General features: G+C 61.6%; 16 protein-coding genes and 1 pseudogene. 9 read left to right on the top strand and 8 right to left on the bottom strand.

Annotated elements, in window-relative coordinates; genetic code table 11:
- Positions 1-535 (bottom strand): aminotransferase class III-fold pyridoxal phosphate-dependent enzyme (locus E5W87_RS05975; protein ID WP_292394920.1); only part of this gene is annotated, 535 nt, incomplete at its 3' end.
- Positions 536-695: 160 nt separating this feature from the next.
- Between E5W87_RS05975 and E5W87_RS05970 the strand changes: the two genes are divergently transcribed.
- On the top strand, positions 696-1,148 hold the full coding sequence (locus E5W87_RS05970; protein WP_292394918.1) for a hypothetical protein: 453 nt from the start codon (positions 696-698) through the stop codon (positions 1,146-1,148).
- 10 nt (positions 1,149-1,158) lie between these two features.
- On the opposite strand, the gene E5W87_RS05965 is transcribed toward E5W87_RS05970, so the two are convergent.
- Positions 1,159-2,133 (bottom strand): WD40 repeat domain-containing protein, encoded by a 975-nt coding sequence (locus tag E5W87_RS05965; RefSeq protein WP_292394916.1) that lies wholly within the window; start codon positions 2,131-2,133, stop codon positions 1,159-1,161.
- 228 nt (positions 2,134-2,361) lie between these two features.
- Positions 2,362-3,423, bottom strand: coding sequence for a GTP-binding protein (locus E5W87_RS05960; RefSeq protein ID WP_292394914.1), 1,062 nt, complete (start codon positions 3,421-3,423; stop codon positions 2,362-2,364).
- Between the two features lie 175 nt (positions 3,424-3,598).
- On the opposite strand from E5W87_RS05960, the gene E5W87_RS05955 reads away from it, so the two are divergent.
- Positions 3,599-4,330, top strand: a complete 732-nt coding sequence (locus E5W87_RS05955; RefSeq protein ID WP_292394912.1) for an intradiol ring-cleavage dioxygenase — start codon at positions 3,599-3,601, stop codon at positions 4,328-4,330.
- 223 nt (positions 4,331-4,553) lie between these two features.
- Positions 4,554-5,024 carry a MarR family winged helix-turn-helix transcriptional regulator gene (locus E5W87_RS05950; RefSeq protein ID WP_292394910.1) on the top strand — a complete coding sequence of 157 codons (471 nt, stop codon included), beginning with the start codon at positions 4,554-4,556 and terminating at the stop codon, positions 5,022-5,024.
- Between the two features lie 16 nt (positions 5,025-5,040).
- On the opposite strand, the gene E5W87_RS05945 is transcribed toward E5W87_RS05950, so the two are convergent.
- Complete coding sequence (locus tag E5W87_RS05945) at positions 5,041-5,919, bottom strand: AraC family transcriptional regulator (RefSeq protein WP_292394908.1); 879 nt, start codon at positions 5,917-5,919, stop codon at positions 5,041-5,043.
- A gap of 33 nt (positions 5,920-5,952) precedes the next feature.
- On the opposite strand from E5W87_RS05945, the gene E5W87_RS05940 reads away from it, so the two are divergent.
- Positions 5,953-6,360 (top strand): DUF2000 family protein, encoded by a 408-nt coding sequence (locus E5W87_RS05940; protein WP_292394906.1) that lies wholly within the window; start codon positions 5,953-5,955, stop codon positions 6,358-6,360.
- 328 nt (positions 6,361-6,688) lie between these two features.
- Here the strand turns inward: E5W87_RS05940 and E5W87_RS05935 are convergent, their stop codons facing one another.
- From E5W87_RS05935 to E5W87_RS05925, 3 genes are all read right to left on the bottom strand, one after another.
- Positions 6,689-6,988 (bottom strand): hypothetical protein, encoded by a 300-nt coding sequence (locus E5W87_RS05935; protein ID WP_292394904.1) that lies wholly within the window; start codon positions 6,986-6,988, stop codon positions 6,689-6,691.
- 132 nt (positions 6,989-7,120) lie between these two features.
- On the bottom strand, positions 7,121-7,429 hold the full coding sequence (locus tag E5W87_RS05930) for a hypothetical protein (RefSeq protein WP_292394902.1): 309 nt from the start codon (positions 7,427-7,429) through the stop codon (positions 7,121-7,123).
- Positions 7,426-7,626 carry a hypothetical protein gene (locus E5W87_RS05925; protein ID WP_292394900.1) on the bottom strand — a complete coding sequence of 67 codons (201 nt, stop codon included), beginning with the start codon at positions 7,624-7,626 and terminating at the stop codon, positions 7,426-7,428. Before E5W87_RS05925 ends, E5W87_RS05930 begins: the two co-directional genes overlap by 4 nt.
- A 314-nt stretch (positions 7,627-7,940) precedes the next feature.
- Here E5W87_RS05925 and E5W87_RS05920 point away from each other — a divergent pair.
- The 4 genes and pseudogenes from E5W87_RS05920 (at position 7,941) to E5W87_RS05905 (ending at position 11,426) form a co-directional block, all read left to right on the top strand.
- Positions 7,941-8,826: pseudogene (locus E5W87_RS05920) on the top strand (DMT family transporter).
- 123 nt (positions 8,827-8,949) lie between these two features.
- Positions 8,950-9,972 carry a LacI family DNA-binding transcriptional regulator gene (locus E5W87_RS05915; protein ID WP_292394928.1) on the top strand — a complete coding sequence of 341 codons (1,023 nt, stop codon included), beginning with the start codon at positions 8,950-8,952 and terminating at the stop codon, positions 9,970-9,972.
- The gene (locus tag E5W87_RS05910) at positions 9,969-10,952 is read left to right on the top strand and encodes a 2-hydroxyacid dehydrogenase (protein ID WP_292394898.1); all 984 of its coding nucleotides are present in this window, start codon (positions 9,969-9,971) and stop codon (positions 10,950-10,952) included. Before E5W87_RS05915 ends, E5W87_RS05910 begins: the two co-directional genes overlap by 4 nt.
- Before the next feature lie 84 nt (positions 10,953-11,036).
- Complete coding sequence (locus E5W87_RS05905) at positions 11,037-11,426, top strand: hypothetical protein (RefSeq protein ID WP_292394896.1); 390 nt, start codon at positions 11,037-11,039, stop codon at positions 11,424-11,426.
- Positions 11,427-11,445: 19 nt separating this feature from the next.
- Here the strand turns inward: E5W87_RS05905 and E5W87_RS05900 are convergent, their stop codons facing one another.
- Positions 11,446-12,219: a gamma-glutamyl-gamma-aminobutyrate hydrolase family protein gene (locus tag E5W87_RS05900; RefSeq protein WP_292394887.1), complete on the bottom strand. Its 774-nt coding sequence runs from the start codon at positions 12,217-12,219 to the stop codon at positions 11,446-11,448.
- Positions 12,220-12,504: 285 nt separating this feature from the next.
- Here E5W87_RS05900 and E5W87_RS05895 point away from each other — a divergent pair, with 285 nt between their 5' ends.
- Positions 12,505-13,614: a TRAP transporter substrate-binding protein gene (locus E5W87_RS05895; RefSeq protein WP_292394885.1), complete on the top strand. Its 1,110-nt coding sequence runs from the start codon at positions 12,505-12,507 to the stop codon at positions 13,612-13,614.
- Positions 13,615-13,668 lie beyond the last annotated feature (54 nt).

Here is a 13,668-nt window from a genome sequence, read left to right as displayed (position 1 = left end):
CGTCGACCGAGCCGTGATAGCAGCCGTTGAAGACCAGGATCTTTTCCCGGCCGGTGATGGCGCGGGCGACGCGCAGCGCAAAGCGGTTGGCGTCGGTCGCCGTCGTCGCGATCTGCCAGAACGGCAGGCCAAAGCGCTGTTGCAGCAGCGGGCCGATGGCGAGTGCATCCTCCGAAGGCAGCATGTAGGTGAGGCCGCGCCCAGCCTGCCGGCGGATGGCGCGGGCGACCGGCGGCGGCGAATGGCCGAACATCGAGCCGGTATCGCCGAGGCAGAAGTCGTCGAGCCGGTTGCCGTCTATATCGGTGATGGTGGCGCCCTTTGCGCTGCCGACCAGAATCGGGAACGGCGTCGGCCAGTCGTTCATCCAGTGCATCGGCACGCCGCCGAAGAAGCCCGGCAGACCATTGCCGGCCTTCGCTGCCGATTTCGGCCGTGCCTTGCGGAAGGCTTCGGCCTCGGTCTCGCGCAGATCGGCGATGCGGGCAGTGCTGATGCCGCCGATGGACGTCTTTGAATGGTCGATTGTATGCATGAAGGCCCCTCTCGTAGGTCACTCTAGCCAATCGGCGTCCGAGACCGCAATTGGCCGCGCGGCTACCCTGCATTGGTTCAGCGGCCACGATAGAAGAGGACTGGCGCTTGACCTCAGGGCATCCTCCAGCATCAGTGGGGTCTGTGGCTTGGGGGAAAAGATGCGGACGATCTTATGTATAACAACGCTGCTGCTGTCGGCCGGCACGGCCTTCGCCACCGGCGGCATCTGGTGCTCCGCCGAGGATGCCGCAGTGAAATTCGAGGTCGAAGCCGGCGTCACCAGAGGCATGGGCGGTCCGACCTTCAATTTTCGCGGTGACCTCGAAATTCTTGGCAGGCCCGTTGACGACGATTTGCGCAAGACAGTGTTCGAGGATTCCAACCTGACGCAATATTGGCTCGACGGCAAGGAACTGCGGCTGCTCGTCTATCGTGAGCACGAGGTCGCAAACACCTATAGCTCAGTCGAACTGACGATCCTGACCAAGGTCAGCGAAGAAGGCATTTATGACGGGCGCTATTCGCTTGCGATCTATGGCGGTACGGCCGACGCCGACAAGGACGGCGAGCCTGCCGCCTTGACCGGCAAGGTCACCTGCGGGGCCGAGTAGAGACTCCCGCTTATGCCGAAATGTCGATGACGCCGCAGTCGCCGGCCGCGCTGCCGAAGGCGACGCGGCGCTCTTCCTTGTCCCACATCATCGAGGTGATGGCGCCCTTGCCCGGTCGGCGCAGCAGCACCTCCTTGGCGTCGGCGAAACGCACCGCCATCACCATGCCGTCATCATAGCCGACGGCAACGACATCCTGGCTCGGATGGCAGGCGACCGAGGTCACCATGGCGTTGCCGCGCGTGCCGAGCTCCAGCGGCGCCTTGCCCATCGGCCCGTCCTTGCCCGAAAACGGCCAGACGATCGCCGCCGGCGCGCCGGAACTCGCCAGCCATTTGCCTTTGGCGCTCCACGACAGGCTTTTGACCTTGCCGGGATAGCCGCTCATGCGCATGTGCTTGCCACCGGCGAGTTTCCAGCCATGCAGCGCGTTCTCCTGCATGGTGGTGACGAGGAAGGCGCCATCCGGCGAGAAGGTGATGCCGGTGTGGGCGCCGGCCCATTCGAGCTCGACAGGCTTGCCGTCGGCCGCCGGGAAATGCAGCGTCGCGCCATTGTAGCGGGCGACGCCGAAGCGCATGCCTTTAGGCGAGAACGCCAGCCCCTCGACCGAACGCGGATGCGCAAATTCCGTGGTCTTGCCGTCGGCGAAACGCACGAACGCGATTTTGCCCGAGGCATAAGCGACGGCGCCTTGTGGTCCGGCGGCAACGCTGGTGATCCATTTTTTGCCGGCGCTTGCCAGTTCTGCGGCATTGCCGCCGGCGGTAGTCGAAAAAATCTTGCCATCCTCGCCGCCGGTGATCAGCCGATCGTTTGCCGCGTCGTGGAAGGCGGCCAGCAGCCCGTCATTGGCCTGCACAGTCTTGTGGCCATGATCAAGCCGATGGATCGCGCCGTCGGCCAGGGCAAAATGCGGCACGTCGCCAAGGAAGACGGCGGCGATGCAATGTCCCTGGAGATCAAGTGGGGCGACTGTCGGCATGAGAGACTATTCCAAATCGTTAGCGCGGCTAGGTGCGACGCGACCTTCTCCCCTTGCGGGAGAAGGTGGATTGGCTCGCAGCGCCAAGACGGTTGAGGGGTGCTGGAAGGATCGCCGTTGGTGCCAAGCTAGAACACCCCCTCATCCGAACCGAGCTTCGCTCGGCCACCTTCTCCCACAAGGGGAGAAGGAAAGAAGGTGCAGCGCTAGCGTTATAAGGCCTGGAAATCAAGCGGCCTGGCAGGCGTCAAAACTCTTCTTCAGCCGGTCGGCATCGAGTTCGCGGCCGATGAACACCAGCCGGCTCTCGTGTTTCTCGCCGTCCTTCCAGGCGCGCTGGTGGTCGCCCTCGATGATCATGTGCACGCCCTGGATGACATAGCGCTCGTCATCGCCCTTGAGCGCGATGATGCCTTTCAGCCGCAGGATGTTCGGGCCTTCCATCTGGGTGATCTTCTCGATCCACGGGAAGAATTTCTTCGGGTCCATCTCGCCGCCGCGCAACGACACCGATTGCACCGTCACGTCATGGATATCGGAAGGGTGCGCGTGATGATGGTGGTCGTGCCCGTCGTGATCATGGTGGCCATCGTGATCGTGATGGTCATGCTCATGATGATCGTGGTCGTCATGCGCCTCGAGGAAATGCGGATCGTTCTCCAGCGCCCGCGAAAGATCGAAGGCGCCGCGGTCCAGCACTTCGGACAACGCCACGCCGGCGCGCGTGGTGCGGTGGATCCTTGCCGCCGGGTTGATCGCGCGGATCGTCGCCTCGACCTTGCTCAGTTCCTCCGGCGTGACGAGATCTGTCTTGTTGAGCACGACGACGTCGGCAAAGGCGATCTGATCTTCGGCTTCACGGGAATCCTTCAGCCGCAATGGCAGGTGCTTGGCGTCGACCAGCGTCACCACCGCGTCGAGCCTGGTCTTGGAGCGCACATCGTCGTCCATGAAGAAGGTTTGCGCCACCGGCACCGGATCGGCGAGGCCGGTGGTCTCGACCACGATGGCGTCGAAGCGGCCTGGCCTGCGCATCAGCCCCTCGACGACGCGGATCAGGTCGCCGCGCACCGTGCAGCAGACGCAGCCATTGTTCATCTCGTAGATTTCCTCGTCGGATTCCACGATCAGCTCGTTGTCGATGCCGATCTCGCCGAACTCATTGACGATGACGGCGTAGCGCTTGCCGTGGTTTTCCGAAAGGATGCGGTTGAGCAGCGTGGTCTTGCCGGCGCCGAGATAGCCGGTGAGAACGGTTACGGGGATCTGCATCGTCTGTGCATCGCTCATGTTGGGCCTCGAAAAGGATTGTTGGCTCCATATAGGATGTGCGCCTTGCTTTTGCACGCAGCAAACCGATGGGCCAAACAGGCGCCAACATTGCCGAACTTTCATTAGTGCTGGCTGGCCTCACTGCCTAGATAAGAACTAGGTGAGTTGCTCGACAGAATGAAAGAGGCGCCGGATGTCCGACAAACCGTCCTCATTTCCATTGAACCGACGTCGGGCGCTCGGTCTCATCGCCGTCACTGCCGGCGGCGGTATTTTCCTTCCAGCGGCAGCAAGGGCCGAAGAAGCCTCGCCCTATGCCGGACTTGCCCTGTTCGATAGCGGTGCCGGCGTCTGCGCGATCACGCCGGAGGCGACCGAGGGACCGTTCTATTTCGACCCGAAGCTCGAGCGCGCCGATATCACCGAAGGCAAAGCGGGCATTGCCCTCAATGTGCGGCTGCAGGTGGTCGACGCGGGCTGCCGGCCGCTTCCCGGCGCGCGCGTCGACATCTGGCATTGCGACGCGCAAGGGCATTATTCGGGCTATCCGGGACAAGGCGATGGCCAGGATGTCGACACCTCAAGCCAGAGTTTTCTGCGCGGTTGGCAAAAGACGGACGCCACCGGCATCGCTTCCTTCGCTACCATCTATCCCGGCTGGTATCGCGGTCGCACCACCCACATCCACTTCAAGGTCTTCCCGAACGACAATTCGGTGATGACCGGCCAGCTGTTTTTCCCCGACAACCTCAGCGAGCAGATATTCACCACTGTCGCGCCCTACACCGACCGGTCCGGCAAGCGGGATACGTCGAATGCCAGGGACGGTATCGCGCGGCGCGCCGGGCCGCTGTCGCAGGCAGCCCTGCGCGAGGTGGCGGACGCCTACCAGGCCTTGATGATCGTCGCGGTAAAGGCTGATTGAGTCTCGTTTCGTATGTGCGGCGCTCCTGCCCGCAAGCTTCCACCTGCACTGAAAAGTCGTTTGTCATCTAACTGAAATAAACATCTGGCATTAGCCACGGCGGACATCGCATTGCTTGCCGGCAAAGCTGTTTTGCAAAGCCGGATCTTTTTGATCGTCGATTGCCAACCGGGCGGCTGCTTCTATGCTGTCCGCACACCGGTTCGGCCGAAGAGGTATGACCATGGCCAAGGCGGACAAGACTGCGACAATGAGCCGGCTGCATTCGGCGGCGCGGCTGGCACGTACTGCGCTGGCGGCGCGGCTTCTAGGGCACGGCTTTTATGCCGGCCAGGACCAGATCATGCTGGCGCTCGACCGTGAAGACGGGCAGACGCCCGGCAATCTTGCCGGCCGCCTCGGCGTGCGCCCGCCGACAATCACCAAGACCATCAACCGGCTGCAGGCGCAGGGCTTCCTGGAAAAGCGCGCCTCTGTCGCCGATGCTCGTCAGGCCCATATCTTCCTGACCGACACTGGCCGCGAAATCATTCACGCCATCGAGAAATCGGTGAAGAAAACCGAGAAGCAGGCGCTGAAGGGTCTCGACAAAAAGGACCAGAAGGCACTGTTCAAGCTGCTCGCCCGCGTCGAGGCGAACCTCTCGAACGGGGAGATGGTTCTCGTAGACGACGAGATCGACGCCGACGAATGATCCGCGGCTGATGCGATCAGGCAGCTGCTGCCGACGATCCATGGATCAGGGTCGACCAGCGGCCCGGCGTGACGCCGAACGCCTTCTTGAAGTGTCTGATAAAATGACTTTGGTCACTGAAGCCGGCCGCTATCGCGATCTGCGCCGATGGTTCGTTCGCCTCGATCATGCGGCGTGCTCGTTGAAGCCGGCGCATCAAGAGAAAGCGATGCGGGCTGGTGGAGAAGGCGGCACGGAAATGCCGCGATAGGGCGTAGCGATCCAGCCCGGTGATCGTCTCCAACTCCTCTGAACGGACGATACGGAAAACATTTTCTTCCAGATAGTCGCGTGCCAGGCTGGCTGCCCGCCACGCTGTCCTTGGGATCGGCTTCGCCGGCAGGCCTGCATGCCGTGTCAAGCTTTGCATCAGCTGCGCAATGAAGTCGGCGACAAAAAGATCGTCCAGCTTCTGGTCCAACGGCCCTAGCGCCGAAAGCAGCCTCGTGCGGAAAACTGGATCCGTCACCACAGCATCCCTGACGAAAGGCAGCGATGCGCCGACCGTATCGAGGCAGTCCAGCACGACGGACGGCTCCAGATAAAGCATCCTGTAACGCAGGCCGTCTTCGGTCCCGGCGCCGCCGTCGTGCAATTCGTCGGGATGGAGCACGATGATCTGGCCGGGCAGGCTGTGATGCGTCGCGCCGCGATAACGGAAACGCTGCACGCCATGCAGCGTCACGCCGATCGCATAGGTGTCGTGACGATGGAGATCGAAGGCGCTGCCGTGGAACCGTGCCTCGATACGCTCCATGCCGACGGAATCGGGGGCCGAGATGACGCAGTTCTGAGCCACGTCAACGCACAAACGTCCAAGACCCTGAAAGGCCTCGCCATCTAGACCATGTGACATCGTTTTCATCCACGAACCAACGGCAAATGTCTCATGTTCGACACCAAATTTGCAATCGTGCTGCAGGACGACCTTCCCGTCTGGCAAAAACTCAATGTCACCGCCTTCCTGACCAGCGGCATCGTCGCGCAGTATACCGACATCATCGGCGAACCCTATCGCGACCGCGCCGGCAACATCTATAACCCGCTCTCGATTCAGCCGGTCATTGTGCTCTCGGCCGACCGCCCAACGCTCAGTGCGATCCACCGGCGGGCGCTGGACCGCGGCGTGACGACCTCACTGTATGTCGAGGATATGTTTTCGACCGGTCACGACATGGCGAACCGCGCCGTCTTTGCCGAATTCGCACCCGACGACGCCAAGGTCGTCGGCATTGCGCTACGCGCCGAAAAGAAGCTTGTCGACAAGATCATCAAGGGCGCGCGTATGCATCCCTAGCGCATCGGCCCGAAAATCGTAGTCGATTTTCGGAAAGCACGATGCGTAGATTAAAAGTGTTAGAGCGTACTTTGTGCGTCCAAGTGGACGCACGTCGCTCTAGGTCAAAACTCAATCAGCGGCTTCCGCCAACGGCTGAGATGGGTGGATAGTGTTGAAAAAGTCCGCGACCAAGCCCATTGGGACGCTCGGGTAGAATTTGTTTCGCAAGGAGTCTGATTGCGAATCGAGATTCCGGAAAAAGGCCTTGCCAAGAAATGGGATTCTGTTGTCGGTGCCTGCTTCACAACCCGTCGGACTTTTTCAACACTATCGGTGGAAACGGACATTACCCTCCCGTCGAGAGGCGGCTCCGCAGCACTTGCATCTCTTCTCGCGAAATGGGCGCACTCTCGTCTGACAGGAAGATCAGAACCTCCGAGACGCTCTCGTCCCCAAAGTCGAAGTGATCGCTCATGATCAGCGCATCGGCGATGTAGGCGACTGCTTGGACCGGTAGTATGCCGTCCGCCAGCCCACCAACCAACACTTCCACATGCCGACGATCAATGATCGTATCCGGCCCGTCAGTGATGATGACATGCCCCACGCCGCCAAGCTTGGACGCGGCAGCTACGCATTCGTTCACCTCGGCTTCAATCTCCCGCCAAAGCTCGGCGGGCGTTTTCTCGGCGTTGAGGAAGGATATGAGGGACGAGTGTTGCATTGGCGGAGCTTATGATGACGGCTCCAAGCTCCGCAATGGGTGGAAGGCGGTCCCTTAGTTCTCGACGACAAAGGTGCCGTCCGTGTCTACGTAGACGAACAACTCGACGGCATCGTGTTTTAGGCGGTCGATCGAGATCGCGACGAAGTCATTCCCTCCCAAGTGAAGGGTAATTTCTTGATCGGTGGATATAACGCGTTCGATGTACGATCCGCTTGCTGCGTCACTCATTCGCAGTGACACTTCTGTATAGACAGTAAGCCCGGTGCCGTCGGAGAGAAGAACGTCAATTCCGTACCCTGCTTCACTTCTTCCAACGGAGCGTATCGACTTGCCGATTATTCTTTCAGCGAAGGTTCTCACAGTACTCCTCCCGATCCGTCGCTAGCCGAAACAGGATCGGTCGTCGGCAGGCGAACCTTGGCTTTGGCGATCATCCATTCGACTACCTCAACAGGCACCCCAGGTTGACCTAAGGTAATCGTCACCCTCCCATCAATGTCCGAGAGAAAAATCTCGCCCACTATGCGATTGTCCTGGTCGACAAGCCCCAGATACATGCCATCACGTTGGACATCATGCCAATCGTGGCTTCATAATTCCGTCCGGCCAGTTCATGGATCGAACTCCGTCGTTCAGCGTGATTGGGTTTTGATCCTAGTGCATGTCGTCCAAAAGTGCGTAGCGGTTTCGGGAAACCGACATGCAGAAACAAGGACCAAGCCTGTGGCGGCTGGTTGTTGTGTCAGTCTTTTTTGGCTTGCCGGCAGGTGGCAATTCCCGCAAAGGTGGCTCCACCTCACTATCCGGCCTGAAATTGAGTCCTCCCCCAAAACAAGACGAAAGAGCGACGCCTCCGACGGCGATCCTTTGCATGCTTTGCGTCTATGTGTTTTTCACCTTCCTCGACACCAGCAGCAAATATCTCGTCCTGGCAGGCGTCTCGGCGCTGATCGTCGCTTGGGCTCGCTTCGCCGTCCATGTCGTGCTTGTCGGTATCTTTCTGCGCGGATGGCGCGAGCCGGCGCGCTTTCGCGCCAACAAATCTGCCGGCGCATATCCTGCGCGGCGCCTTCCTGTTCGGATCGACCATTTGCAACGTCATGGCGCTGCGGACCCTGCAACTGGCCGAAACCACCTCGATTTACTTCTTCGCACCAATGGTGATCACAGCACTCGCCGGTCCGCTGCTCGGCGAATGGGCCGGCTGGCGGCGCTGGCTGGCGATCCTGAGCGGCTTCGTCGGCGTCCTCATCATCACCCGGCCCGGCGTCGGCGTCTTTGGCATAGGTCACCTCTTCGCGCTCGGCTCGATGCTGTCGAACTGTTTCTACGTCATCATGACGCGGCGCATGTCGGCGACCGAAACCTCGGAGAGCCTCATCCTCTTTTCGGCGCTGGCGCCGGCCGTACTGCTCTTGCCGATGCTGCCGTTTTCACTCTCTCTGCCGCAGGATGGCTGGCATTGGTTCATCCTGATGATGCTTGGCGTCTTCGGTGCGATTGGCCACTGGCTCCTGGTGCAGGCCTATCGTCTCGCCACCACCACGGCACTGGCCCCCTATCCCTATTCGCAGATGATCTGGATGATCATTGCCGGCTGGATCGTCTTCAATCAGTTTCCCGACCGCTGGACGCTCGTCGGCGCGGCCGTCATCGTCGCCAGCGGCCTTTATATCGTCCATCGCGAGCACCGGCTTCGCGTGCGCAACCGCGCCGCCCTCGACGTCGAGATGGAAGCGCTGGCAAAAAAACTTTGATTTGTTCCGGAAGGGTGGCATAAGGCCGCGTTTAAACTGTTTAGATCATGATCCCGAAATTGGAATCCGGTTTTCGGAAAAAGATCATGGATCAGCTCTAGATCGTCGGGGGAGCGCAAGGCGCTGGCACAGAAGATCAAGCTTTCGACGATCGCGGATGCGCTCGGCGTGTCCACGGCCACGGTCTCGCTAGCCCTGCGCGACAGCCCGCTGGTCGCCGGAACCACACGTGACCGTATCAAGGAACATGCCCGCGCCATCGGCTATATCTACAATCGCCGCGCCGCCAGCCTGCGCACCTCGCGCTCGGGCATCGTCGGCGTCGTCGTCCATGACATCATGAATCCCTTCTTCGCCGAGATACTGCGCTCGATCGAAAGCGAGCTCGACCGCAGCCGGCAGACCTTCATCCTGTCGAACCATTACGACCAGCTCGAAAAGCAGCGCACCTTCATCGACACGCTGCTGCAGCTTGGCGCCGACGGCGTCATCATGTCGCCGGCCATCGGAACGCCGCCCGAAGACATCCTGATGGCCGAGGAAAACGGCCTGCCGGCGGTGCTGATCGCGCGCACGGTCGAAGGCGCTGACGTGCCGGTGTTTCGCGGCGACGATGCTTACGGCACCGGGCTTGCCACCAACCATCTGATCTCGCTCGGCCACAAGCGCATCGCCATGGTCGGCGGCACCGACCAGACCTCGACCGGCCGTGACCGCTACCAGGGCTATGTCAACGCTATGGAGGCGGCCGGGCTGGAGGTCAGGCCGTCCTGGCGCATCGCCGGCCCGCGCACCAAGCAGGCCGGCTTCGAGGCCGCTGGGCAGTTCCTGGCGCTGAAGGACAAGCCGACTGCGGCCTGCTGCTGGAATGACCTCGTCGCCATCGGCCTGATGAACGGCATTGCACGCGCCGGGCTGGTGCCGGGCATTGACATCTCTGTCACCGGCTATGACGATCTCGAGGAAGCCGCGATCGCGACGCCGGCGCTGACCACCGTCTGGAACGGCCAGCGCGAGGTCGGCCGCCGCGCCGCCAGCGCGCTGCTCGACAAGCTCAATGGGCAGATGGTGCGGCCGTCGCAGGAACTGATCAAGCCGGAACTGCATGTGCGCCAGTCGACCGGCAAACCGGTGGAACGTGCATGACAAAAGCCGAACAGCAGCAAGCAGTCGCCATTCTGGTGCCGGGCCAATTCAACGACCACGCTGTCGGCCGCATCGACCGGACATTCAGCCGCGTGGGGATCGAACGGGCCGATGCGTCGCTGGTCACCGACGAACTGCGCCGGTCGGTGCGCGGCATTGCCGCTTTCGGCGGCATAAATGCCCCACTGATGGATGCGTTGCCGAATCTCGAGATCATCGCCAATTTCGGCGTCGGCTATGATTCGGTCGATGTCCGCCACGCCGCGCAGCGCGGCATCATGGTGACCAACACGCCGGACGTGCTGACCGAAGAGGTCGCCGACACGGCGCTCGGCCTGCTGATCAACACCGTCCGCGATCTGCCACGCGCCGAGACCTGGCTGCGCGACGGCAATTGGAAGCGCAACGGCAACTATCCGCTAAGCCGGCTGACCTTGCGCGGCCGCAGCGTTGGCATCTTCGGCATGGGCCGCATCGGTCTCGCCATTGCCCGGCGGCTGGAGGCCTTTGGCCTGCCGATCGCCTACCACAACCGGCGCCAGGTCGAAGGCCTGCCCTACGACTATCATCAGAGCCTGAAAGGCCTTGCCGAGGCGGTCGATACGCTGATCTCGGTAGCGCCCGGCGGCGCTTCGACCGAAAAAGCGGTCAACGCCGAGATCCTGTCGGCGCTCGGCCCCAACGGCGTCTTCGTCAACATCGGCCGCGGCAGCACGGTGGACGAGGCGGCACTTGCCGCAGCCCTTGCCGATGGCACCATCGCCGCCGCCGGGCTCGATGTCTTCGCCGACGAGCCGAATGTGCCGCCGGCGCTGCTCGCCGCCCCCAACACCTCGCTTTTGCCGCATGTCGGCTCGGCATCGGACCATACCCGTCGCGCCATGGCCGATCTATGCGTCGACAACCTGGTTTCCTGGTTTTCCCGGGGAAAGGCGCTGACGCCGGTGCCGGAGACGGAAAAGGTAAAGGCGCGGAGCTGAGCGGCGACCTTTCATATTTATTAACGTCGGCTTAACGCTTTGAAATCATTCTGTATCTCTCGCCAACTAAGCAGAGAATACAGGATGAAAGCACTTGCCGCATTGATGGCGGTCGCCGCGCTGTTCGGTAGCGTTCAGCTGCTTCGAGGTGGCAATGGCGAAGCAGCCAATGAGCCAACGCCGCCGTCCGGCAGCTACAGGCTGGTGGCCAATGGCGACGAAGCGTCCTGCGCGGTCAAGCGCGGCGCCGAAATTTCCGATGGTCTGTCGCTGTTGACGGTCGCTGCGAATTGCCGTCGGATTTTACCCGGCGTCGAGCGCGCGAAATTCTGGCGGGAGCAGGATGACGGCACGGTCGCCTTCAGCGCGAACGACATCGACCCGATCGTCACTTTCGCCGTCGCCGACGGCGACGGTTATGAATCCTACGCGCCGGCCCTCCCGCTGCTGTCGCTGGCAGCCAGCGCCCCCTGATTTCGGGCGATTGAGTTATCTATTCAGCGGCGGCGCGCGCGCCGGATTTTGCCGCGGCGTGCAGGCGCACCGCGTCGCCGAAGGCACGGAATATCTTTGCCGAGACGCTGTCCGACTTGACCCAGTATTCGGGATGCCACTGGACGCCGACGGCGAAGGCGCGGGCGTCCCGCACCGAAACCGCCTCAACCGTGCCGTCGCTGGCAACCGCCTCTATTTGCAGCTTCGGGCCGAGCCGGTCGACTGCCTGGCGATGCACCGAGTTGACCATTAGGTCGCCCGCCCCGAACACTCCAGCGAGGCAGCTTCCGGGCTTGATCGAAATGGTCTGGCGGATGGCGAAGCGTTCGTCCTGATTGTCGCTCGCCGGCGCGCGATGGTCCAGCGAACCCTCGCGCTCCTGGATTTCGGTCGCCAGCGTGCCGCCCAGCGCCACATTCATCTCCTGAATGCCACGGCAGATGGCGAGCAGCGGCACGCCGCGCTCAACCGCCTTGCGGATCAACGGCAGCGTCGTGGCGTCGCGGGCAGGATCGTAGGGACCATTGGCCTCGCTGGCTTCGCCGCCATAGAGGGAGGGATGCACATTGGACTTCGAGCCGGTGATCATGACGCCGTCAACCGATGATAGGAGCTCATCGAAATCGAGCCGGTCGCCGAAGGACGGCACCAGCACCGGGAACACGCCGGCGGCCGAAAGCGCTGCCTCCAGATATTGCTGCGGAGCAGCATGCCAGGTGTAGTTGTCGAACTGGCGGACGTCGGTCGATATGGCGACGAGCGGCTGCTGCATTTTATCCGGGTCCATTCAGTGCAGGGACATATTCTGCCTTTAAAATAGGCGATCCGAACGCGCTTTGCCATGACAAGTTTCGGCATGTCGAATGGGCCACAGAGCGGTCGTTAGACTATAGTTGCAGGAGACGCGTTCACCGCGCGAATTTCGTGAAAACGCCGCCAGCAAAACCGGCTGCTAAGCTGGACTCGACTTCTTGCCCGTGTATTGTTTCCGCGAAGCCGATCCGGGGAACGGAGCATTTCCCGTACGTCGGTCTGTTGATCCAATAGGGAGGACTTCATGGATCGTCGATCATTCATCCGCAAGGCCGGCGCGACCGGTGTGGGCGCCGCAGCGGCTACAGCAGCGCTTGCCGCACCGGCCATCGCTCAATCCAATCCGAAAGTGACATGGCGCCTGGCGTCGTCCTTCCCGAAATCCCTGGACACGATCTATGGCGGCGCCGAGGTCTTTTCCAAGATGCTTTCGGAGGCGACCGATGGCAATTTCCAGGTCCAGGTCTTTGCCGCCGGCGAACTCGTGCCCGGCCTGCAGGTTGCGGACGCCACCACCGCCGGCACCGTCGAGGCCTGCCATACGGTGGCATATTATTATTGGGGCAAGGACCCGACATGGGCACTGGGCGCTGCGGTTCCGTTCTCGCTTAACGCGCGTGGCATCAATGCCTGGCATTACCACGGCGGCGGCATCGACCTGTTCAACGAGTTTCTGGCTACGCAAGGTCTTTTTGGCTTGCCGGGCGGCAATACCGGCGTGCAGATGGGCGGCTGGTTCCGCAAGGAGATCAACACGGTTGCCGACCTTTCGGGCCTCAAGATGCGCATCGGTGGCTTTGCCGGCAAAGTGGTGCAAAGGCTCGGCGTCGTGCCGCAGCAGATCGCCGGCGGCGACATCTATCCGGCGCTGGAAAAAGGCACCATCGATGCCGCCGAATGGGTCGGCCCCTATGACGATGAGAAACTCGGCTTCTACAAGGTTGCGCCCAATTATTATTATCCCGGCTGGTGGGAAGGCGGGCCGACCGTCCATTTGATGTTCAACAAGGCGAAATACGAAGAGCTTTCGCCGGCCTACAAGGCGCTGGTGCACACCGCCGCGCAGGCCGCCGACGCCAACATGCTGCAGAAATACGACTATCTGAATCCGGCGGCCGTGAGGCGGCTGGTGTCCGGGGGCGCCAAATTGCGCCCGTTCAGCCCGGAAATCTTGGCAGCCTGCTTCGAAAAGGCGAACGAGGTCTATGCCGAGATGGAAGCCTCGAACGCGCCGTTCAAGAAGATCTGGGACTCGATCAAGGCCTTCCGCAAGGAGCACTATCTCTGGGCGCAGGTGGCCGAATACAATTACGACACCTTCATGATGGTCCAGCAGCGCACCGGCAAGCTCTGACAACAGTTACGGCGCCACGCGTTCTTCGGACGCGTGGCGCCGTAACATTTCGAT

The sequence above is a fragment of the Mesorhizobium sp. genome (assembly GCF_004962925.1).
Classification (GTDB): domain Bacteria; phylum Pseudomonadota; class Alphaproteobacteria; order Rhizobiales; family Rhizobiaceae; genus Mesorhizobium.
The sequence above is the reverse complement of the archived record's forward strand: the minus strand, read 5'-3'. Positions and strand labels throughout refer to the sequence as shown.